General features: G+C 65.9%; 19 protein-coding genes. 11 read left to right on the plus strand and 8 right to left on the minus strand.

All coding sequences use genetic code 11. The features are described 5' to 3' along the window. Window positions 1-26: 26 nt before the first annotated feature. Both AAC014_RS04060 and AAC014_RS04065 read right to left on the minus strand, forming a co-directional pair. The gene (locus tag AAC014_RS04060; protein ID WP_339704358.1) at window positions 27-1,817 is read right to left on the minus strand and encodes a DUF4153 domain-containing protein; all 1,791 of its coding nucleotides are present in this window, start codon (window positions 1,815-1,817) and stop codon (window positions 27-29) included. Window positions 1,818-1,836: 19 nt separating this feature from the next. Beyond that, window positions 1,837-3,531: a D-aminoacylase gene (locus tag AAC014_RS04065; protein WP_339704361.1), complete on the minus strand. Its 1,695-nt coding sequence runs from the start codon at window positions 3,529-3,531 to the stop codon at window positions 1,837-1,839. Window positions 3,532-3,599: 68 nt separating this feature from the next. Between AAC014_RS04065 and AAC014_RS04070 the strand changes: the two genes are divergently transcribed. After that, on the plus strand, window positions 3,600-4,865 hold the full coding sequence (locus AAC014_RS04070) for a DUF3089 domain-containing protein (protein WP_339704364.1): 1,266 nt from the start codon (window positions 3,600-3,602) through the stop codon (window positions 4,863-4,865). Continuing rightward, window positions 4,862-5,329, plus strand: a complete 468-nt coding sequence (gene ruvX / locus AAC014_RS04075) for a Holliday junction resolvase RuvX (RefSeq protein ID WP_339704367.1) — start codon at window positions 4,862-4,864, stop codon at window positions 5,327-5,329. The genes AAC014_RS04070 and ruvX overlap by 4 nt, the downstream gene beginning before the upstream one ends. On the opposite strand, the gene AAC014_RS04080 is transcribed toward ruvX, so the two are convergent. Further along, a complete protein-coding gene (locus AAC014_RS04080) occupies window positions 5,326-6,654 on the minus strand; it encodes an MFS transporter (protein ID WP_339704370.1) in 1,329 nt (442 codons plus the stop codon). The two genes, ruvX and AAC014_RS04080, sit on opposite strands and share 4 nt — an antisense overlap. Window positions 6,655-6,779: 125 nt before the next feature. Between AAC014_RS04080 and AAC014_RS04085 the strand changes: the two genes are divergently transcribed. Together AAC014_RS04085 and AAC014_RS04090 are read left to right on the plus strand one after the other, a co-directional pair. Further along, the gene (locus tag AAC014_RS04085) at window positions 6,780-7,784 is read left to right on the plus strand and encodes an aspartate carbamoyltransferase catalytic subunit (RefSeq protein ID WP_339704373.1); all 1,005 of its coding nucleotides are present in this window, start codon (window positions 6,780-6,782) and stop codon (window positions 7,782-7,784) included. Next, window positions 7,781-9,013 (plus strand): dihydroorotase, encoded by a 1,233-nt coding sequence (locus tag AAC014_RS04090; RefSeq protein WP_339704376.1) that lies wholly within the window; start codon window positions 7,781-7,783, stop codon window positions 9,011-9,013. The genes AAC014_RS04085 and AAC014_RS04090 overlap by 4 nt, the downstream gene beginning before the upstream one ends. On the opposite strand, the gene AAC014_RS04095 is transcribed toward AAC014_RS04090, so the two are convergent. From AAC014_RS04095 to AAC014_RS04105, 3 genes are read right to left on the minus strand one after another with little or no spacing between them, the layout of a single operon-like run. Next, complete coding sequence (locus AAC014_RS04095) at window positions 9,014-10,342, minus strand: tetratricopeptide repeat protein (protein WP_339704379.1); 1,329 nt, start codon at window positions 10,340-10,342, stop codon at window positions 9,014-9,016. A gap of 31 nt (window positions 10,343-10,373) precedes the next feature. Beyond that, window positions 10,374-10,976 (minus strand): hypothetical protein, encoded by a 603-nt coding sequence (locus AAC014_RS04100; protein ID WP_339704382.1) that lies wholly within the window; start codon window positions 10,974-10,976, stop codon window positions 10,374-10,376. A gap of 39 nt (window positions 10,977-11,015) precedes the next feature. After that, window positions 11,016-11,729 (minus strand): ParA family protein, encoded by a 714-nt coding sequence (locus tag AAC014_RS04105; RefSeq protein WP_339704385.1) that lies wholly within the window; start codon window positions 11,727-11,729, stop codon window positions 11,016-11,018. Between the two features lie 200 nt (window positions 11,730-11,929). Between AAC014_RS04105 and AAC014_RS04110 the strand changes: the two genes are divergently transcribed. The 3 genes from AAC014_RS04110 (at window position 11,930) to AAC014_RS04120 (ending at window position 14,281) form a co-directional block, all read left to right on the plus strand. After that, window positions 11,930-12,925 (plus strand): SPOR domain-containing protein, encoded by a 996-nt coding sequence (locus AAC014_RS04110; RefSeq protein ID WP_339704388.1) that lies wholly within the window; start codon window positions 11,930-11,932, stop codon window positions 12,923-12,925. 86 nt (window positions 12,926-13,011) lie between these two features. Then, window positions 13,012-13,347 (plus strand): PilZ domain-containing protein, encoded by a 336-nt coding sequence (locus tag AAC014_RS04115; protein WP_339704391.1) that lies wholly within the window; start codon window positions 13,012-13,014, stop codon window positions 13,345-13,347. Window positions 13,348-13,357: 10 nt separating this feature from the next. Then, window positions 13,358-14,281: a hypothetical protein gene (locus AAC014_RS04120; RefSeq protein WP_339704394.1), complete on the plus strand. Its 924-nt coding sequence runs from the start codon at window positions 13,358-13,360 to the stop codon at window positions 14,279-14,281. Here the strand turns inward: AAC014_RS04120 and serB are convergent. Continuing rightward, the gene (gene serB / locus AAC014_RS04125; protein ID WP_339704397.1) at window positions 14,278-15,159 is read right to left on the minus strand and encodes a phosphoserine phosphatase SerB; all 882 of its coding nucleotides are present in this window, start codon (window positions 15,157-15,159) and stop codon (window positions 14,278-14,280) included. The two genes, AAC014_RS04120 and serB, sit on opposite strands and share 4 nt — an antisense overlap. On the opposite strand from serB, the gene miaA reads away from it, so the two are divergent. After that, on the plus strand, window positions 15,158-16,033 hold the full coding sequence (gene miaA, locus AAC014_RS04130; protein ID WP_339704403.1) for a tRNA (adenosine(37)-N6)-dimethylallyltransferase MiaA: 876 nt from the start codon (window positions 15,158-15,160) through the stop codon (window positions 16,031-16,033). The two genes, serB and miaA, sit on opposite strands and share 2 nt — an antisense overlap. Here miaA and AAC014_RS04135 read toward each other — a convergent pair. Further along, entirely contained in the window at window positions 15,993-18,062 is a 2,070-nt protein-coding gene (locus tag AAC014_RS04135) for a CHASE3 domain-containing protein (protein WP_339704406.1), read from the minus strand. The two genes, miaA and AAC014_RS04135, sit on opposite strands and share 41 nt — an antisense overlap. Window positions 18,063-18,185: 123 nt before the next feature. Here AAC014_RS04135 and AAC014_RS04140 point away from each other — a divergent pair, with 123 nt between their 5' ends. From AAC014_RS04140 to ilvC, 3 genes are read left to right on the plus strand one after another with little or no spacing between them, the layout of a single operon-like run. Further along, window positions 18,186-19,937, plus strand: coding sequence for an acetolactate synthase 3 large subunit (locus AAC014_RS04140; RefSeq protein WP_339704409.1), 1,752 nt, complete (start codon window positions 18,186-18,188; stop codon window positions 19,935-19,937). Continuing rightward, on the plus strand, window positions 19,937-20,449 hold the full coding sequence (ilvN, locus tag AAC014_RS04145; protein ID WP_339704412.1) for an acetolactate synthase small subunit: 513 nt from the start codon (window positions 19,937-19,939) through the stop codon (window positions 20,447-20,449). Before AAC014_RS04140 ends, ilvN begins: the two co-directional genes overlap by 1 nt. 49 nt (window positions 20,450-20,498) lie before the next feature. Beyond that, on the plus strand, window positions 20,499-21,518 hold the full coding sequence (gene ilvC / locus AAC014_RS04150; RefSeq protein ID WP_293780935.1) for a ketol-acid reductoisomerase: 1,020 nt from the start codon (window positions 20,499-20,501) through the stop codon (window positions 21,516-21,518). Window positions 21,519-21,542 lie beyond the last annotated feature (24 nt).

The following is a 21,542-nucleotide window of genomic DNA, read 5'->3' on the forward strand; positions in this document are numbered from 1 at the left end:
TCTGTCCGCCCCACCAACCGTGTCGCTCAGTCAAGCCCCCCTACGCGTTTCCCCTTCACTCGCAGGTCCAGGCCTTGGCGGGGCACCATGGTCATGTTGCCCTCAGCCAGCGCATCGAGCAGCGATCCATCCGCGTTAGAGAAAAACACGCCCTCGCCGCGCAGCCCCTCCGTCCACCCCGTCGCCGTCTGGCGATAGCCATAGCTGCTGTTCATGCATCGCGGACTGCCATTCACCTTGGGGCAGGTCTCGCGGAAGAAAACCACATCGTCCAGCCCGTCACCCGTCAGGTCGGCCACCACGGCCGCGCAGCGCAGGACTTTTTCCTCGCCGCAGTCCACGACCGGGCCCGGGAACTGGACAGCCTCTTCGGTCAGGTAGCCAGCCAGGTTCGCGGGCAACGTCTTGCCGGCAGGATATATCCTGATCCGGGACAGCGCCTCTCGCACGCGCGCGCCGGCCGCCTTCGCCTCGCTACCGGTGCGGGCATCCCAGCGCGAGCGGGTCTTGTCGATACGGGCTACCTCCGCCGCGATGGCGTCAGCGCGCACGCTGCCCCCCATGCCTCGCAGGTCGGTCAGGGCGTCCCGGCCCGGCGCGCCCAAATCGAACTTCAGCGCGGCGAAATCGAAGGTATTGGGCGCGGCCTTGCCGCTCAGCAATCTCGCCACCTGATTTTTCGCCGAGATCGCACGGAAATCGATCAGCGGCGTGGCGAGCAGCAGGAACATCGTCCCCAAGGCGAGCGCAAGGCGGACATTCGCGGTGCGCACCGTGTCTGCCCAGCCTTCGAAACGGCGGGCAAGCGGCCAAAGGTAGGAAAGCCCGTAAGCAATCGCGAAGCCGGTGAAGATCATTGCCCAGATGCGCTCCGGCATCAGCCCGTAAGCGTCGATGCGAATGCCGGTCGAAACCGCGGCGATGATAGCGAGCGGGAGCATCGCGAGCGCGAGTCCCACAGCGCCGAACCTCACCACGCGCGCGGATGAGAGCTGATCGTTCGCATCCTTGATGACCGTGTTCACAAGCAGCAGCGCAAACAGCACCGCGCCGAGCATCAGCGGCGTTGCGTGCCGGGTCGACTCCCACAGCTTCGACAAGCCCGTCACCGGCAGGAACGCGAGGAACAACAACAGCACGAGCGCGAGCAGCGGCGCGAGCACCGAAAGCACCGCCATTAACGCCTTCTGCATCGTTGCAATTACGCTCGGCCAGTCGCGCACCAGCGAGATGCCGAGCGCGATGCTAGCGCCGCCGACCACGGTGGTGAACGCGGGCTCTTCGAACAGGTCAGCGAAGAACTCTACGCCGATCAGCTCGAAAAGGCCGGCCCAGAGCGCGAACAGCAGCGTCACCGCGAGCTGGAAGCCACCCGCGCCGATGGCGACCACGATATTCTCCCAGCTACGCGCATGAAGCCCTGCATAGGGCAGGCGCCAGCCGCCCTCATCGCGCACGGTCTGGAACACCGGCAGGGCGATACCGAGCGCGGCCGCAAGACACAGATATTGCCAGGCGAACCCGGGATCATAACCACCGCTGCTATCCGCCTGCGGGCCGGCCACGAGGTTCCAGTACACGACACCGGCCGCCACCGCGCCGCAGCCAGCGGAGAAACCGGTGGACCACAGCGGTCGAACTCCCGAAAGCGTAAACGCCAACGCCGCCCCGGCGATGCAGACTCCGGTCGCCGTCGCCGTCCGGATATCCCCGACGGGTCCGCTCCCGCGCGTCAGCAGCCACACAACGAGCCCGCACAGCGCCCCAGCCGCCGTCAGCACGAGATGACGCCGCTGGCTGTTCTCCAGACCGACCATGACGCCCCCAAGCCCGGCGTTACGCCGGACACTTCCCCGTGCCCGGCCCCTTCACGAAGCGGCCCGGTCGCGCGCCCGTGGGCTCGCCGTCCTTCAGCACCTGCGCGCCGTTCACGAACACGTCGCGCACGCCCACCGAATACTGGTGCGGCTTCTCGAAGGTCGCCTTGTCGGCGATCGTCGCGGGGTCGAACACCACCACGTCGGCGAAGTAGCCGGGTGCCAGACGTCCGCGTCCCTCGATGCCCATCTGCTCGGCCGAGAATGACGTGAGCTGACGCACGGCGTTCGAGAGGGTGGTCGTCTTCTCATCGCGAACGTATTTGCCGAGGAAACGCGGGATGTTGCCGTAGGCGCGCGGGTGCGTCGGCGATTTCACGAAAACGCCTTCCGTGGCGGGCGCTTCCGCATCCGAACCGAAGCTCATCCACGGCAGCGCCGTCTGCTTCGCGACGTTCTTCTCGTCCATCAGGAAGTAGATGGTGCCGACACGGCTGCCGTCTTCCACCACGAGGTCCATCGCGGTTTCCTCGGGGCTCTTGCCGCGTTCCCGCGCCACTTCGCCGAGCGTCTTGCCCGCTAGCGGCTTCAACTTGTCGTTCTTGAATCCCACGAGAACGAGCCGCTCAGGCGAGCCCGCCTGATAGTAAAGGTTCTCCCAGCCGTCGCCGCGCGTCTTCATTTCCGCGGCGACCTTGGCGCGCACGGCGGGATCCTGCAGTCGCTTGAACCAGGCCTCCTCCCCGCCTTCCTGCACCCACAGCGGCATCGAGGCGTCGAGGCCGGTGCCGCCCGCCGGGTAGGTGTACATGGTGGAGGTGATGTCGAGGCCTTCCTTCTGTGCGGCCTCCACCTTCGCGATGACGGTGTCGAGCTTGCTCCAGTTGTCCTTGCCCGCCAATTTCAGGTGATAGATGATCGCGGGCGCCTTCGATTGCCGCGAGATGTCGATCAGTTCGTCCACCGCTTCGAGGATGTTGTCACCCTCGGAACGCATGTGGCTGATGTAGCGCCCGCCGCACGGCGCGGCCGCTTGCATGAGCGCGAGGAGTTCCGGCTTCTCCGCGAACGATCCGGGCGCGTAGATGAGCGCCGAGCCAACGCCGAGCGCGCCTTCGTTCATCGCGGATTTCACCAGCCCCTGCATCCGCGCGAGCTGCTGCGGGTTCGGGTCGACATCGCCTTCACCGAGTTCATGGATGCGCACCGTCGCCGCGCCCACGAAGCTCGCGACGTTCGGGGAAATGCCGCGCTTTTCGAGATACGAGAGATAGTCGCCAATGCTCGTCCACTCGATATCGTACTTCACGTCGCCCATGCGGCTTGCCGACAGGCGCTTCATCTCGTCGTTCAGCGGCCCCATCGACCAGCCTTCGCCCATCACCTCCAGCGTTACGCCCTGCTTGAGGTCGGCGACACCGCGCGGATCGACGATCAGCGATTCGGTCGCCCAGCTATGCGTGTTGATGAAGCCCGGCGCCACGGCGAGGCCTGTTGCGTCGATCTCGGTGCGCCCGCGCGCGGCGGGACCGACCGAAACCACCTTGTCGCCGTCGATGGCGACATCGCCGATCTGCGCCGCACCGCCCGAGCCGTCGTAGATGGTGCCGCCTCGAATCACGAGGTCGTGAAGCGCGGGCGTAGAGGCCCCCGCAGCGCAGGCGGCCAGCGGCAGCGTGATGCAAATGGCGAAAGGAACCTTGGTGATACGCATGGTGTTAACCCCTGTATTCTCGTTGCATGGACACCATGCTAAGCGCCCGGACAAAGGAGTCCAGCAACTTGGCCGCACGTCGGTTTCTCGCCATCATCGCCGCACTCATATTCCTCGCGATCGTAGGCACGGTCGCGTACCGGCTGTTCGCGCCCTACCTGATGCGCGCGGCATTCGTGCCGGATGTGAGTTTCGCCGAAAGCCCGAAACCGCCGCCCACGTTCTATGATCGCGCGGATGCGTGGCTCACCCGCCCGGGCCTTCCGGCCGACATGGTGCGCTGGACGCCCGAGGGCTATACCCCGGCGCCGAAGCCCGCCGTCGCGGTGTTCTACGTGCATCCGACAACCTATTTGCGCGGCGACCGCTGGAATGCACCCATCGCGCTCACCGGCGATCCGCGCTTCCGGCAGACCGTGTTCCTGAAAAGCCAGGCGAGCGTGTTCAACGGCATTGGAGAAATCTGGGCGCCAAAATATCGCCAGGCAACCTTCGGTGCGTTCCTCTCGCTCGGCGAGCCGGATTCGGCGAAGGCGTTCGCCGTCGCCTACAGCGACATCGAAAAGGCGTTCGAACTGTTCCTGCGCGAAATTCCGGCCGACCGGAAAATCATCCTTGCCGGTCACAGCCAGGGATCGCTGCATCTCGTCTCGCTGCTCGCGCAGAAGATCGCCGACACGCCCGTGGCGGACCGGATCGTCGCGGCCTATCTGATCGGCTGGCCGATCTCGATCGAGGCGGACCTCCCCGCGCTCGGCCTCAAGCCGTGCGAGACGCCGGAGCAGACCCGCTGCATCATCGCGTTCCAGAGCTATGCGGAGCCGGCGCAGCCGGAATCGATCTTCGATCCGTTCTACACGACGGCAGGGCTGACGGGTGCGCCGCGCAAGGACACGCACCTCGTCTGTACTGATCCGCTGGCAGGGCCGGAAACGCCGCTAGAAGGCGCAGACCCCGCGGCGGAGGCGCAGCCCGAAACCGCCGAAGCCGAAAGCACCGAAAGCGAGGCGGCAGATACCACCGCCGAAACCGCCGCCGCGGCGGAGGATGATCCCTACGGCGCGGCGCGCAATCTCGGCACGCTGATCCCCTTCGACGAGACCTATTCCGATGCCCGCCTCGAACCCGGCGTCGTCGGCGCAAAATGCATGGAGAAGGGCTATCTCAGCATCGGCGAGAAGCCGCCATCTGAGCTGCGTTCCTACGTGCTGCCAGGCAACAACTACCATGTTTACGATTACCCCCTGTTCTGGGCGAACCTGCGTACGGATGCGGAGCGTCGCACGCAGGCGGCGCTCACCGCGCCCGTCGCGGCCGCCGGGCGGAAGAAGTGAGCACACATTCAGCCTCGGAGTTCGCCGCGCAATTGCCTTCGGGCGGCGTTCTCGCCGGGCTCGATCTCGGCACGAAGACGATCGGCGTCGCGTTCTGCGACGCCGAATGGCGCTTCGCGACCGCTGCGGAAACGATCGTCCGCCGCAAGCAGACGCAGGATTTCGCCGAGCTTCGCCGCCTCATCGGGAGCCGCGCGCTCGCCGGTTTCGTGCTCGGTTATCCCGTGAACATGGACGGCTCCGATGGCCCGCGCGCACAGGCGACGCGCGCCTTCGCCCGGTCGCTTGAGGCCGAATTCACCCTCCCCGTCCTCCTGTGGGACGAGCGCCTCTCCACCGTCGCCGTCACGCGGGAGATGATCGCTGCGGACATGAGCCGCGCCAAACGCGCCGAACGCGTCGACGCCCTCGCCGCCGCGCACATCCTGCAAGCCGCCATCGACGCGCTGGCGCTCACGGCCTAGCTTCGCGCCGCATCCTCCCGGTCGATGGCGACCAGCGAAACACCTTTCGTCTCGCGCATCACGATCGCCGCGATCAAACTCACCGCGCCTGCGAACATGATGTAAACGGCGATCGGCCACCACGTTTCATATTCGCGCAGCAGCGCCGTGCCGATCAGCGGCGCCCACGAGCCCGCGACGATCGCGGTCAGCTGGTAGCCGAGAGAAACGCCCGAATAGCGCATCCGCGTGGGGAACATCTCGGTCATGATCGCGGGCTGCGCGGCGTACATCAGCGAATGGACCATCATGCCGGTGATGATCGCCGCGAGCACGATCCCCGTCGCCCCGGTATCCAGCATCGGAAACGCCGCAAACGGCCACACCATCGTCAGCGCCGCGCCAGCGATATAGAGCGGCCGCCGCCCGAACCGGTCGGTGGCGTGCCCCACGGCGGGGATGATGAAGGCATGGATGATGTGCGCGAAGAACAGCAGCGTCAGGATACCCGTGGTGTCGCCGCCACGGTGCGAGAGGTACGTGATCGAGAACGTCACCACCATGTAGTAAAGGATGTTCTCGGCAAAGCGCAGGCCCATCGCCGTGAACACGCGGCGCGGATAGAGGCGGAAGACCTCCTTGAGGCCGTAGCCGGCGTGCGCCTTCTCTTCCATTTCGGCCTTGGCGGCCTTGAAGATCGGCGAATCCGACACCTGCGTGCGGATGTAATAGCCGATGCCGACGATCACGACCGACAGCCAGAAGCCGACGCGCCAGCCCCACGACAGGAACGCCTCTTCCGAAAGCGTGGCCGACAGCACGAGCAGCACCACCGTCGCGGCAAGGTTGCCGAGCGGTACGGCGGCGTGCGGAAAGCTGCCCCAGAAGCCACGGCTGTGGTTCGGGCTGTGTTCGGTGACGAGCAGCACCGCGCCGCCCCATTCGCCGCCGAGCGCGAAGCCCTGGATGAAGCGCAGCGTCACCAGCAGCAGCGGCGCCCAGTAACCGATCTGGTGGAACGAAGGCAGGCAACCCATCAGGAAGGTGGAAACGCCGATCAGAATCAGGCTGAACTGCAGCAGCGACTTGCGCCCGACCTTGTCCCCGAAATGCCCGAAGACGATCCCGCCGAGCGGCCGCGCGAGGAAGCCCACCGCGTAGGTTGCGAACGCGGCGATGATGCCGTCGAGCTCGTTGCCGGTATCGGGGAAAAACAGCTTGCCGAACACCAGCGTCGCGACGGTGCCGTAGAGGAAGAATTCGTACCATTCGACGACCGTTCCGGCCATCGAGGCGGCAACCACCTTCTTCAGATACGGCAGATCGGCGGTTTCTTCGTGCTTCATGGCGCTCCCCTTGGTCGAGGGCGTGCCCCGCACCGGCCGCAGCGTCAAGCCCGCAAGATGATGTGACAGGCGGCCGGTTTCGCCCCTTGCCCGTTGCCGTATGCAAGACTAAAGGCTTGGCTTTAATGACATCAGCAGCCCAACCCGCTCCGCTACCGGCCGTGCCGCCGGGCGTGCATCCCTTCCCGCACGCACATTTGCTTGGAATCGAAGGCCTGAAGCCCTGGGAAATCGGCTTCCTTCTGAACGAGGCCGAACACTGGGTGGAACTCAGCCGCAGCGCGCACAAACGTGATGAGCGGCTGGCGAGCCTCACCCAGATCAACGCCTTCTTCGAAAACTCGACGCGCACGCTGCTGTCGTTCGAGATCGCGGGCAAACGCCTGGGCGCCGACGTCGTCAACATGTCCGTCCAGTCCTCCTCGATGAAGAAGGGCGAAACCCTGCTCGACACGGCGCTTACGCTGAACGCCATGCATCCCGACGTGATCGTCATCCGCCACGATGCCTCGGGCGCGGTCGCACTCATTGCGTCCAAGGTCGATTGTCCGGTGCTGAACGCGGGCGATGGACGCCACGAGCATCCGACGCAGGCGCTGCTCGATGCGCTCACCATCCGCCGCCGCAAGGGCCGGATCGAAGGGCTGAAGGTCGCGATCTGCGGCGACATTCTCCACAGCCGCGTGGCCCGCTCGAACTTCCATCTGCTCGCCGCGCTCGGTGCCGAGGTGCGCGCGGTCGCGCCACCGACGCTGATGCCCGCGGGGATCGAGCGTTTCGGCGTCACCGCCTTCACGGACATGGATGCGGGCCTCGAAGGCGCCGACGTCATCATGATGCTCCGGCTTCAGCGGGAGCGCATGGCGGGCGCCTATCTTCCCTCGGAGCGCGAGTATTTCCACTTCTACGGCCTCACAGCGAAGCGCCTCGCGACGGCGGGCGACAACGTGCTCGTCATGCATCCCGGCCCGATGAACCGGGGCGTCGAGATCGAATCGCAGGTCGCAGACGATATTGCCCGCTCCGCGATCACCGAGCAGGTCGAGATGGGCGTCGCCGTCCGCATGGCGTGCCTCGACGTCCTGACCCGCACCCGAAGGGGCGCTGCGGGATGGGAGACACGCGCATGAGGCCGCTTGCAATCACGGGCGCCCGCGTCATCGACCCTGCGAACGGAACGGACGCTGCTGCGGACATTCTTGTCACCGACCGCACCATCGCGGCCGTCGGCAAACCCGATATCCCCTCGGACGCGCAGCGCATCGACGCCTCGGGGCTCGTTGCGGCGCCCGGCTTCGTCGATGCGGGCGTGTTCAAGTCGGAACCCGCCGCGTTCCTCGCGGGCGGCATTACCTGCACGCTGCTGATGCCCGATCAGTCGCCGGTGATCGACGATCCGGCGCTCGCCGAACGCGCGCAGCGCATCGGCAAGCCGCATGTCTGGGTGCATCCGCTCGCCGCCGCGACGCGCGGCCTTGCCGGAACCGAGCTTGCCGAGGTCGCCCTGATGAAGCTGGCGGGCGCGGTCGGCATCGCGACCGGCCGTCGCCAGATCGCGTCGTCAGCGGTCATGTTCCGGCTTCTGCAATACGCCGCCGCTTTCGATCTCGTCACCGTGGTTCATGCCGAAGACGCCGCGCTCACCGAAGGTGCCGAGGCGACCACGGGGGAAACCGCGACCCGTCTCGGTCTTGCGTCCGCCCCGGCGATCGCCGAAGCCATCGCTATCGCCCGTGATGTGCGGCTCGCCGAAGCGGCCGGTGCGCGTCTCCACGTTCACAAGGTCACCACCGCCGAAGGGCTGGACGTCATCCGCACGGCCCGTGCGCGCGGCGCGCGCGTCACGTGCGGCACGGCGCCCGCCTATCTGCTGCTGAATGACGAGGCCGTCACCGGCTACCGCACCTTCACGCGCCTCTCCCCGCCGCTGCGCAGCGAGGACGACCGCCGCGCTTTGCTCGCAGGGCTGGCGGACGGCACGATCGATTGCCTCACATCCGCGCACGATCCGCGCGGTCAGGACGAAAAGCGGCTGCCTTTCGCGCAGGCGACGCCGGGCATGTCGGGCGCGGAAACGCTGCTCGCGCTCGCGATTTCGGCCGGAGAGAACGCAGGCGTGCCGCTGGCCCGCCTCGTCGCGATGATGAGCGCGACACCCGCGGCGATCTTCGGGGTTCCGGGCGGGACGCTTGAAGCGGGGGCACCAGCCGACATCGTGCTGTTCGATGCAGGCGCGCCCTGGCGGATCAATGCGTCGAAATTCGTGTCGCCCGGCGACAACACGCCGTTCGACGGGCTTCCCGTGCAGGGCCGTGTGAAATGGACCGTGAAAGGCGGGGAAATCGCCTTCGCGGGCTGATCAGGCCTTCTTGGCCGAGGTCGCTTCGGGGGCGCCCGCGCCCTTGCGGACGAAGCAGCTGTAGCCTTCCGACTTCAGATTCCGGCAGAGGTCGACGGCTTCGGTGACGTTCGCGAACGAGCCGATAGCGAGGCGATGATATGTCGCCCCGTTGACCGCGATCTGGCTCCGGATCGGATCGAATTCACCAAGCGCGCTGTTTTTGCGGGTCAGTGCCTTCCATCCGGCGTTCAGAAACTCGGGCTTCGCGTAGGAACCGAGCTGGACGACCCACGCGCCGTGCGTCGGCTTCTGCAGCGCACGGATCTCCCGCTTCACGGCGGACACAGCTTTCGGTGTCTCGAACCCAGGCTGAACCGCCCGGATCTTCACGATCGGCTGCGCAGGCTCGGCCGCAACCGGTACCTCGGCCCGCGCGATGGCGACAGGCTCGGCCCGAACGACCGGCGCGGCCTCGGCGATGACCGCCGGCGCGGGTTCCGCGACAGCGGCAACAACCACAGGCTCCGGCGCGCTTTCCACGACAGGCGCCTCAACAGCCGCCACCATGACTTCGGCCTGCGGCTTCGCCCAGGCGAGCGCCACCGGGCGGCCGGCATCATTCGCAGCCATCTCCACGCCCAGCACCGAAGCCGTGCGCCACGAGCTATCCGTATTGGAAGCGATCGCGGCCCATTCGGCAACGCGGGCATCGACCGCATCGGGCGACAGGTCCATCGAAGCGGTCGTGCGCGCGGCGGCCCATTCGCCGGCAAGCGCCTGAGCAAGCGCAAGATTCTGGCGTAGGCGCGGGGTCGAATTGCCGGCGCGAACCGACGTCTCAAGCAGGCTGATCGCTTTGTGCGTCTCGCCCGAAAGCGCGAGCGCGAGACCGACGTCGGCGGCAAGCGAGGGCTCGGACGCGAGCGCATCGAGCGAGGACAGCGCCGTGTAACGGTTGCCCGCCGCAAGCGACGAAAGCGCCGCGCGGAAGCGGACGCTCGGATCGGCAGGGTTCATCGCCGACAGGTCGCCATAGGCTTCCGCGGCAGACCGATAACGCCCCGCCGCCGTATAGGCCTTTGCAAGCGCGAAGCGTGCGTCGGCGTTCTGCGGATCAGCGGTAACGGCAAGCTCGGCGAAGCTGATTGCCGCCACCGGATTGCCGGCCAGCCGCGCGGCTTCCGCCTGCTTGATGAGAACGACCGAGGGTTGCGGGGCATCGACCGAACCGATCGCCGTGTTCACGTGCGCCACAGGGCTGCTTGAAGATTGGCACGCCGTCAGAGAGACCCCGAGCGTGAATGCACTCGCGGCCAGCTTGAGCACCGTATTGCGCTGAGTCTGCATGGTCTTGGCCCCTTCACCCCGTCGTTCGCCCCTAGTTGGCGGCGGTCTTCCTCACGTCTTTCAACGCGTCCGGAAAATGCGTGGACAGATATTCGTCGAGCGCCGCGGTCACGAGTTGCTGCGCGGACTGGTGCGCATAGACGCACGCGAGGCGCAGATTCATGTGACGCTCCGGATCGAGTCGCAGCGTGAACGCGGCCTTCGCCTTGGAGCCGGCCGCCGCACGCGGGCGATGCACGGGTTGCGCAGGCGCCACGTTGATCGAAGGGATCGGCGCCGCGACCGGCGCAGACACGGGAACCTCGGGAAGCTCGACCGTTTCCGGTTCCGACGCGGGAACGACAGCCGCCGCTGCGGCCGCGAACTCGTCGGCGATCGCCTGCTGCTGCGCGGCAACCGGAGACGGCACGGACTCTTCGAAATCCACCACCGGACGCGGCTGGAAATGCATCGGTTGTGCCGGCATCAGCGCAGCGCGCTGTTCGGCGGTCAGCATGTCAGTGCCGCCCATATCGTTCCAACCGAGATCGTCGTCGGACGCAAAGCCGTAGCCTTGCGGCCGCATCGCCGGACGCGCTTGTCCCTTCCGCGCGAGCAGACCGGCGGTCAAAGAAGCATAGTTGGCCTCGTTCATAACTTACCTTTCCCCGGAACGGCCCCTTGCGTCTTATTGTTACCCTGCGGCTTTCCGACCGAACCCGCCGGCGGCCCGCACGGCAGGAGTCGGCACATGCTGGCCCGGCGCGTTGAACACCGTCCGGCGGAAATTCTTTTCAAGGCGGTCCGCGATGTACGTCCACAGTTCCACGATTTCCTGAGCGGACTTGCCTTCAGGCTCGATTTCCATGACCGTGCGGCCATCGATCATCGATGCCGCGTAGTCGGTGCGGTGGTGCAGCGTCACCGGCGCGACCGTGCCGTGCTGCGAAAGCGCGACGGCGGCCTCGTAGGTGATCTTGGCGCGCGGCGTCGCCGCGTTCACGACGAAGATCAGCGGTTTGCCCGCCCGTTCGCACAGCTCGACCGTAGCGCCCGCGGCGCGCAGGTCGTGCGGGCTCGGGCGGGTCGGGATGACGACGAGTTCGGCAACCGAAAGCACGCTCTGAATGGCGACGGTGATCGCCGGCGGCGTGTCGATCACGGCGAGCTTGAAGCCCTTCTGCCGCAGCATTTCAAGATCGGTAACGAGACGCGCGACGGTCGTCTGCGCAAATGCGGGCATTTCGGCCTCACGCTCGTTCCACCAGTCCGCAAGCGAGCCCTGGGGATCGATATCGATGAGAACGACGGGCCCCGCACCGGCCCTCTGCGCCTGAACAGCGAGATGGCCGCTGAGCGTGGTCTTGCCCGAACCGCCCTTTTGTGAAGCTAACGCGAGAACGCGCATTGGCTTTTCCCCATAGACTCTGCGAATTGCAGGGCATGGATCGCACGCACAAAGCTAATTTTCGGTAAAGCCTTGGGGTTATTTCTTGAAAACTCTCTGATGATTGCGTGCGAAAAATGCCGCGGGGAATTTCCATGCGCGGCATCGTAACCACTGTCGGGGATTCCCTTACCTCAAAGACTGCTCTAGAGAACGCCACCATGCGACACGGCCTCATCACCGCGACTGCGTTTCTTGCCCTTTTCGTTTCGGTTCCGGCACTTGGCGGCGTCAAGGAAGGCGTCGTCAAATGGCAGGCGAGCGACTACAAGGGCGCGGTCGTCGAATGGATGCCGTTCGCGGCAAAGGGCGACCCGGACGCGCTCTTCAATATGGGGCAGGCCTATAAGCTCGGCCGCGGCGTCCCGCTCGACAAGGCGAAGGCGGAAGACTTCTACCGCCGCGCTGCGGACAAGGGCCACGCGCCCGCCCAGTCCAACCTCGGCATCCTGCTCGCCCAGCGCGGCGAGAAGGCGCGGGCAGCGGAACTCTGGCAGAATGCGGCCGCAAAGCGTGATGCCCGCGCGCAATACATGCTCGGCGTGCTCCACTTCAATGGCGATACACTGCCGAAGAACTGGCCGCTGGCCTATGCTTACATGACACAGGCAAACAACGCCGGCCTTCCGCAGGCCGGGCGCGCGCTTGCCACCATGACGGCAAGCCTGTCGCCCGCCGACCGGGCCGCCGGCAGCGAGATGGCCGCGGCGATGACGGCGGGGGACAAGCTAGCATCAAGCGGCAAGCCCGTGCTTGCTCCTGCCCCGCGTAAGCTCGCCAACACCGTTGCTCTGGACAAGCCGCAAGCCGCCCCGCCCAAACCCGCGCAGCTGGCTACTGTGCCGGGCCGCTCGGTGGTTGCCAACGCCGATATTCCGCAGCCGCGCGCTGCCGCACCGGCTCCGAACACCGCGAGCGGCGGCGAATGGCGCATTCAGCTCGGCGCGTTCTCCCAGGAAGCCCGCGCCCGCGAGGCCTGGACGACGCTGCGCCGCGAGTATCCGGCGATCGTATCGGGTCTGGAACCGGCTTATGCGGCCAGCGGCGCCATGGTTCGCCTGCAGGCCGGGCGCTTTGCAAACCCCGGCGATGCCAACGCCGTCTGCCAGCGCCTACGCGATTCCGGCAGGCCGTGCTTCGCGGTCCACACCAATTAACCTTTCATCGACGGCTTTGCGCTAGCTCTGGATACCCGCGGGACCCGTATGTCCCGAGAGTTGCTTTGGTGCGGGACAGACGGCGAATGATCAGCAACAACATCAGCGAATTCCCACGGCGACATGCTGCGGTCCGCAGCGGCAGGTTTTGCACACTCCACGCCGCGGGCGTGGGCGTCAGCGCCGCGCTCCGCGATGTATCCGCCGCGGGCGCCTTCATCGAAACCGATCACGCGCTCCACATTGATGAAGCGGTCGTGCTCTCCCACCCGCTCGCCGGGGCGATTCGCGCGCAGGTCGTCCGCGTCGGCCGGGATGGCGCGGCGCTGCGCTTTCTTGCGGGCGAGGATGCGGCGACCTTCGCGCTCGCCTCGCTCTGCGCCGGAATGACGTCGGCCGCCGATCACGCCCTGAATGCCTGACAGCATCCCGATGCGAGGACCTTTGCGGCAACGCCTGCGCGCGTGGTGGGAAGGCTATGACCTTGCCGAGCTGAAACGCCGCCTCGCCGCCCGTGTCGCCAACGAGGATGCGGCACCCTCCCCCCGTCCATCGCCGCTGGCCCGTGCGCAAGCGGTCCCCTCGCAGCCTTCCGAAGCCACGAACTGGACGCCTGAGCGGCTGGCCGCCGCACAGATCGTGTGGGGTCACGGCTCACTGACACCCCGGGGTACGTCGCAGCTGAGGGCGCTGTCCGCGCGTGCCGGGCTGGGGCAGCGCAGCCGCATTCTGCATCTCGGCGCGGAACTCGGCGGCGTTGCAAGCGAACTCCAATCGGCGATCGGCTGCACCGTGCTCGCCGCCGAAACGCAGAAGCCGCTCGCCGACGCTTCGGATGGGCGCGTGAGACTGCTCCGCGCCGCCGACAGCGCTTTGCTTTCAGACGCAGACTTCGTCCTCGTCGACGGACTCGCCGAGCGCGGCGAGCCGTTGACGACGCTGCTGCGCAGCCAGTGCGAAACGCTGGTACCCGGCGGCCAGGTGGCGGTGCGCAGCCTCGTCCTTACCGACGAACGCCAGACGACATCGCCGCGGTACCGCGAATGGGCAGACGCCGAACCCGTGCGGCCGCGCCTGCGCTCCGTGGAGACGCTTTCCCGATTGATGGAAGATGCACGGCTCTCCGTCGTCGCGGTCAGCGACATTTCCACGGACTATGCCGCAGAGGTGGAATACAGCTGGGGCGGCGCTATCGACCGGATTCGGGCGATGCACCGCACGGCCGCAGGTCAAGCGTTGATCCCGCAACTCCTTGCCGAAGGCGAACGCTGGCTGAACCGCATCGAACTCATCCGCGAAGGCGCGATCGGCGCCCGTGTGCTGATCGCCACGCGGCGGGACCACGCAAGGCGCTAGGCGGAGATCCAGTCAGCGCGGGGAATGCCGAGCGCGTGCAGAAGCACCGTGAGATCGCCGCGCCGAATCCGCATGTCCGCCGCATCAGCAAGCTTGGGCTTCGCGTGATAGGCGACGCCGAGGCCCGCTGTTTCCACCATCAGCAGATCGTTGGCGCCGTCGCCGATCGCGATCGTCTCGGCGAGTGCGATGCCTCTCTCCTGCGCCGCACCGGTCAGCGCGTCGCGCTTGGCGTTCGCGTCCACGATCGGCGGCACGACCTTGCCCGTCAGCACGTCACCGTGCGTTTCGAGCACGTTGGCGCGCGCCTCGTCGAACCCGATCATCTCCGCGACCGGACCTGTAAAGCGCGTGAAGCCGCCTGAGACGAGCAGCGTGTACACGCCGTGTAGGCGCAGCGTTCGCACCAGCGTCTGCGCGCCCGGCGAGAGGCGCACACGGTCGCGCAGGCAGTCGTCTATGGCAACCACCGGAAGCTGGGCAAGCAGTGCAACGCGGCCTTCGAGCGCGCCGATAAAGTCGATCTCTCCACGCATCGCCGCCTCGGTAACGGCGCTGATCTCGGCCTTGAGGCCCGCATAATCCGCAAGCTCGTCAATGCACTCGACCGTGATCATCGTGGAATCCATGTCGGCAATGAAAAGCCGCCGCCTGCGCTCCGCTGCCGCCTGAACGATAACGTCAGCGTGCGGAACCGCGGCCTCCACGGCGTCGCGTACAGCCGCGGCAGGGCCCGTGCCCGAAAACTCGGCGACAGCTTCGGCTTCCGTCCAGCGCGCTGCCCCTGCGTCCATGCCGGCAGCGGCAGCGGCATCGCGCGCCGCGCTCACATCGCCCGCGGATAGACGCTCCGATCCGACGATTGTAACAAGCTTCATGACCTCGCCTTCCTTGCCGCCGCTGGCGGTCATTGCAGGACCGACTGCCAGCGGCAAGTCAGCGTTCGCGCTGCGCATGGCGGAAACGCGGCGCGGTGTCATCATCAATGCGGACGCGAGCCAGTGTTACAGCGACCTCAGCGTTCTTTCCGCCCGCCCTTCCTCTGCTGAGACGGCACGCGCGCCGCACCGGCTCTATGGATTCCTGGAGGCCGAATCTCCGCTCGGTGCCGCCGGGTGGGCCGATCTGGCGCGGCGCGAAATCGCACGCGCGCACGAACAGGGCTTGCTGCCGATTCTCGTCGGCGGCACCGGCCTTTATCTGCGCACGCTGCTCCACGGCATCGCGCCGGTGCCCGAGATCGACCCAGACGTCCGCGCCGTGGTCCGTGCGCTCGATACCACCGCACTCGCGCAGGCGCTTGCACGCGAAGATCCGGCGATGGCCGCGCGCCTCCATCCCAACGACACACAGCGCATGGCGCGGGCGCTGGAGGTGATGCGCAGCACGGGCGTTTCGCTCGGCGATCATCAAGCGCAACTTTCGGGCGGGCTGCTTAGCACGGTGGCGCTTGAGCCCGCTGTCGTCGAGATCGACCGGGATGAACTCGGCCGTCGCTGCGACGCGCGCTTCGATACGATGCTGGCAGACGGCGGCCTCGACGAGGCGGCCCGGCTACTCGCCAGGCACCTCGACCCGGCGCTCCCGGTAATGAAGGCGATCGGCGTCCCGCCGCTCATCGCGCATCTCAGGGGTGAGTGTGCGCTGGAAGCCGCGATCCTGCGCGCAAAGCTCGATACGCGGCGTTACGCCAAGCGCCAGCGCACGTGGTTCAGGAACCAGACGCCCGACTGGCCGCGGCTTCGGCCCTAGACGCCTGATCGAGGCTTTCGCGCACCTTCTGGGCGAGGCCCTCCATCGTATAAGGCTTGCGCACGGTCTCGGCCGGCGGATCGAGTGGCTCGCCGTCAACGCCCGTGCGGGCGAAACCGCTGGTGTAGAGCAGGCCGAGGTCGGGCCAGCGCGAGAGCGCCTCGCGCGCAAGCTCGTCGCCATACATTCCGGGCATCACGATATCGGTGAACAGCAACCGGATGCCGGGATGCTCGTCAAGGATTTCAAGCGCTTCCTTGCCGTTCTCGGCATGGCGCACCGTGTAACCGAGCTCGCGCAGATTCTCGACCGTCACCATGCGGAGCTGGTCCTCGTCCTCCACCACGAGGATGGTTTCGTCCGCGCTGCCGCGCGCAAGCGGCCCTTCAGCGCGCGGGGCAGACGCAACAACCCGCCCGATGATCTGCACCGGCAGATAAATATCGACGCGTGTGCCTTCACCCGGTGTGGATTCGAGCGAGATATGACCGCCGGACTGATGCACGAAGCCATGGACCTGGCTGAGCCCGAGGCCGGTGCCCTTGCCGACCGCCTTTGTCGTGAAGAAGGGTTCGAATACGCGCTCGGCGACCTCCGGCGGCATACCCTGCCCCGTATCGGTAACGCTGATCAGCGCATAGGCGCTCGCCGCCTCGCCCTCGGAAAGTGGTTCGCCATCCGGCACGTAGCGCTTCGTTTCGATCATGAGTGCGCCGCCATCGGGCATCGCATCACGCGCATTGGCGGCGAGGTTGATGATCACGTTCTCGAGTTCGCCGGGATCGACGAATACCGGGGGAATATTGTCTCCGAATTTGGTTTCGACGCTGATCCGCTCGCCGAGCGTGCGGCCGATCAGTTCGACAACGCCCGTCATCAGCGTGTTCACGTCGACCGTCTGCGGGTTGAGCGATTGGCGCCGCGAGAACGCGAGCAGCCGCGCGGTAAGCGACGCAGCGCGGTTCGCACCTTCGCGCGCATTGTCGATCAGCTTCACGACGCGTGCATCATCCGCGCTGATCCGCCGTTTCAGGAGGTCGAGGCTGCTGATGATGACCGCGAGCATATTGTTGAAGTCATGCGCGATACCGCCGGTGAGCTGGCCGACGGCCTCCATCCGCTGCGCCTGCCGCAAACGGTTTTCCGCCGCCTCGCGCGAGGCGATCTCGGCGCGCAGCGCAACGTTCGCCTGGGTCAGTTCGTGCGTGCGCGCCGCGACCGCCGCCTCCAGCACGTTGCGCCGGATCTCGCCCGCCTCCTCGCGCTCCAACGCCAGCTTGGTGCGATAGACCATGTAGGCGAGCGCGATCATGGAGATGAGCGCCGCCACCAGCAGCGCGACGCCGAGCGCCGCGAGCCGGTAGAGCGACTGCGCGCCAAGCTGGTCGCGCTTCACGACCTCCTGTTGCCGCCGGTCGAGGACAGCCCGCTGCTCCTCGACAATCTCGTTCATCATCGCCTGAATTTCGTCCATCAGGCGACGGCCATACCCCGAGGCGACATCGATCCGCGCCGCCTCCATGCGGCCCCGTCGGGTCATTTCGACCGAGCGCGCCATCTCCTCCAGCTTGAGCGTGATGAGGCGGCGCAAGACGACGAAGCGCGCCGTCTGCCGCTCGTCGCCCTCACCGATCCGTCGCTGCAGCTCGTCGAGAACCGACGAACTGCGCGCGATCGCGGCTTCGTAGGGTTCAAGGAACACCGGGTTCTCTGTGAGCACAAAACCGCGCTGGCTGCGTTCCGCCTCCTGCAGCGCGTTGATCACCCGCTCTGCCGCGACAAGGCTCTCGAAACCCTCGCTGGTGCGGGCCACGGCTTCGGTGCGCGTGCGTTCGATGTCGACCGCGCGCTGGAACGCGGCGAACGAAATCGCACCGATGCCGATGAGCGCGGCAAGCAGCGCAAAGACTCCGACAACGAAATGCCAGGTCCTGGTCCCGGCACGGCTATCCTCGAACCCGGTGGAAACGTTAGCGTCTTCCATCTGGACCATCTTGCCGAACTTGGCGATCGAACGCGAGACCCTCAAAGCACAATCTCGTTTTTGCATCTATCATGCGTTAATAAAATTCAAATTGTACGAATATTACAAGAGGTGGGGTTGCCCTGAACGTTTTAATCTCGTACATGCGCGGGCCGAATCAAGGAAACCATGGCTGTGAACGAACAGAAAACCGGAGCGGAAAATCTCATCCAAGCGCTGACCGAGCTCGGCGTCGATACCGTTTTCGGCTATCCGGGCGGCGCCGTGCTGCCGATCTATGATGCACTGTTCCAACAGACGGTGATCAAGCACGTCCTCGTCCGCCACGAGCAGGCCGCGGTCCATGCGGCCGAGGGCTATGCACGCTCGACCGGCAAGCCCGGCGTCGTGCTCGTCACCTCCGGCCCCGGCGCGACCAATGCCGTCACGGGCATCACGGACGCGCTGCTCGATTCCATCCCGGTCGTTGTGCTCACCGGACAGGTCGCCACGCACCTCATCGGGTCGGATGCCTTTCAGGAGTGCGACACGGTCGGCATCACGCGCCACTGCTCCAAGCACAACTACCTGGTGAAAGACCCGGAGCGGCTTGCGGACATCGTCCACGAGGCGTTCCACATCGCCACCTCGGGCCGCCCCGGCCCCGTCGTCATCGATATCCCGAAGGACGTTCAGGTCGCGCGCGCGGGCTACCGCAAGCGCTCGGCGCTGCATAACGGCTACAAGCTGCAGCTGAAGGGTGAACTGAAGGACATCGAAGCCGCCGTCGAAATGCTGGCGAAGGCCGAGCGTCCGATCCTCTACACGGGCGGCGGTGTCATCAATTCCGGCAACGGCGCCGCGCAGCTGCTGCGTGAACTGGCCCGTGTCACGGGTGCACCCGTCACCTCGACGCTGATGGGCCTCGGCGCCTTCCCCGCCGCCTCGCCGCAGTGGCTCGGTATGCTTGGTATGCACGGCACATACGAAGCCAACATGGCGATGAACGAATGCGACCTGATGCTGTGCATCGGCGCTCGCTTCGACGACCGCGTCACCGGGCGCCTCGACGCCTTCTCGCCGAATTCGAAGAAGATCCACATCGATATCGACCGCTCCTCGATCAACAAGAACGTGAAAGCGGACCTCGGCATCGTCGGCGATGTCGGCCATGTCCTTGAAGACATGCTGAAGATCTGGAAGGCGCGCGCCCACAAGGCCGTCGACCAGAAGGCGTGGTTCGCGAAGATCGACGCGTGGCGGACGAAGGACAGCCTCGGCTTCCGGCAGACAGGCAAGGAAATCCTGCCGCAATACGCGATTGAGCGCCTTTACGAGGCGACGAAGGCGAAGGCACCGATCATCACCACAGAGGTCGGCCAGCACCAGATGTGGGCCGCGCAGCACTTCCACTTCGAATCGCCGCGCAAGTGGCTGACGTCGGGCGGGCTCGGCACGATGGGCTACGGGCTACCCGCCGCAATCGGTGCGCAGATGGGCAACCCCAGGGCGCTCGTCATCGACATCGCGGGCGAGGCCTCGATCCTGATGAACATTCAGGAGATGTCCACGGCGATTCAATACCGTCTGCCGGTGAAGGTGTTCGTACTCAACAACGAGTATATGGGCATGGTCCGCCAGTGGCAGCAGCTCACTTACGAGAGCCGCTATTCCGAAAGCTATAGCGAGGCGCTTCCGGATTTCGTGAAGCTCGCGGAGGCGTACGGCTGGAAGGGCATCCGCATCGACGATGTCGACGGTCTCGACGCCGGTATCGCCGAGATGCTGGCGTATGACGGCCCCGTGTTCGTCGATTGCCGCGTTGCAAAGCTGGAGAACTGTTTCCCGATGATCCCGTCCGGTGCCGCCCATACGGAAATGCTTCTGAATTCGTCCGACGTGAAGGGTGAACTCGACGAAGACGCGCAGGCGCTCGTTTGATGCGCGATCTCGGCCCCATCCGGCGGCATACGCTCGCCATCACCGTCGATAACGAGTCCGGCGTTCTTGCGAAGATCGTCGGCCTGTTCTCCGCGCGCGGCTACAACATCGAGAGCCTGACCGTGGCGGACATCACGGAACTGCACGATGTCAGCCGCATCACGATCGTCACCTCCGGCTCCCAGGAGGTAATCGATCAGATCGAAGCGCAGCTCGATCGGCTCGTGACCGTCCACAAGGTGAGCGACCTCACCGAGCTTGGGCCGCACGTCGAACGCGAAATGGCGCTGCTCAAGGTCACGGGCGGCGGCGACAAGCGCCTCGAGGCGATGCGCCTTGCCGACATTTATCGCGCACGCGTCGTCGACGCGACGATCGAGAGCTTCATCTTCGAAATCACCGGGTCCACCGAGAAGGTCAACACGTTCATCGCGCTGATGCGCGAGGTCGGCCTTGTCGAGGTCGCGCGCGGCGGCGTCGTCGCCATCTCGCGCGGCAAGGACCCAAGCTGAATTTTTCTTCGTATCTCCTCCCAATTCGAACAGAGAAAGTCCTGAAATCATGCGCGTTTATTATGATGCCGATGCCGATTTGGGCCTCATCAAGGGCAAGAAGGTCGCGATCGTCGGCTATGGCAGCCAGGGCCACGCCCATGCGCAGAACCTGCGCGACAGCGGCGTCGCCGAAGTCGGCGTGGCGCTCCGCGAAGGCTCGGCCACCGCGAAGAAGGCCGAAGCCGCCGGCTTCAAGGTGTTCTCGAATGCCGATGCCGCCAAGTGGGCCGATGTCATCATGGTGCTGGCACCCGATGAGCATCAGGCCGCGATCTATGCGAACGACCTCGCGCCGAACATGAAGGAAGGCGCCGCGCTCGCCTTCGCGCACGGCCTCAACGTCCACTTCGGCCTCATCGAGCCGCGCGCCGACATCGACGTGTTCATGATCGCGCCGAAGGGCCCCGGCCACACAGTGCGCAGCGAATATCAGCGCGGCGGCGGCGTGCCCTGCCTGATCGCCATCGCGCAGGACGCGACCGGCAACGCGCACGATGTCGCCCTCTCCTATGCGTCCGCCGTCGGCGGCGGCCGCTCGGGCATCATCGAGACGACCTTCAAGGAAGAGTGCGAAACCGACCTCTTCGGCGAACAGGCCGTGCTCTGCGGCGGCCTTTCCAGCCTCATCATGGCGGGCTTCGAAACGCTGGTGGAAGCCGGCTACGCGCCCGAAATGGCGTATTTCGAGTGCCTCCACGAAGTGAAGCTGATCGTCGACCTCATGTACGAGGGCGGCATCGCCAACATGCGCTATTCGATCTCGAACACCGCCGAATACGGCGACTACAAGACCGGCCCGCGCATCGTCACCGAAGAGACCAAGGCGGAAATGAAGCGCGTGCTCGCCGACATCCAGCAGGGCCGCTTCGTCAAGGATTTCATCCTCGACAATCGCGCCGGCAACCCGGAACTCAAGGCTGCCCGCAAGAACCAGAACGCGCACCAGATCGAAGAGGTCGGCGGTCGCCTGCGCGCGATGATGCCGTGGATCGGCAAGAACAAGCTCGTCGACAAAGCGGTGAACTAACACGCTCCGTCATAAGAGCTTCGG

The organism is uncultured Sphingosinicella sp. (assembly GCF_963974575.1).
Taxonomy (GTDB): domain Bacteria; phylum Pseudomonadota; class Alphaproteobacteria; order Sphingomonadales; family Sphingomonadaceae; genus Sphingosinicella.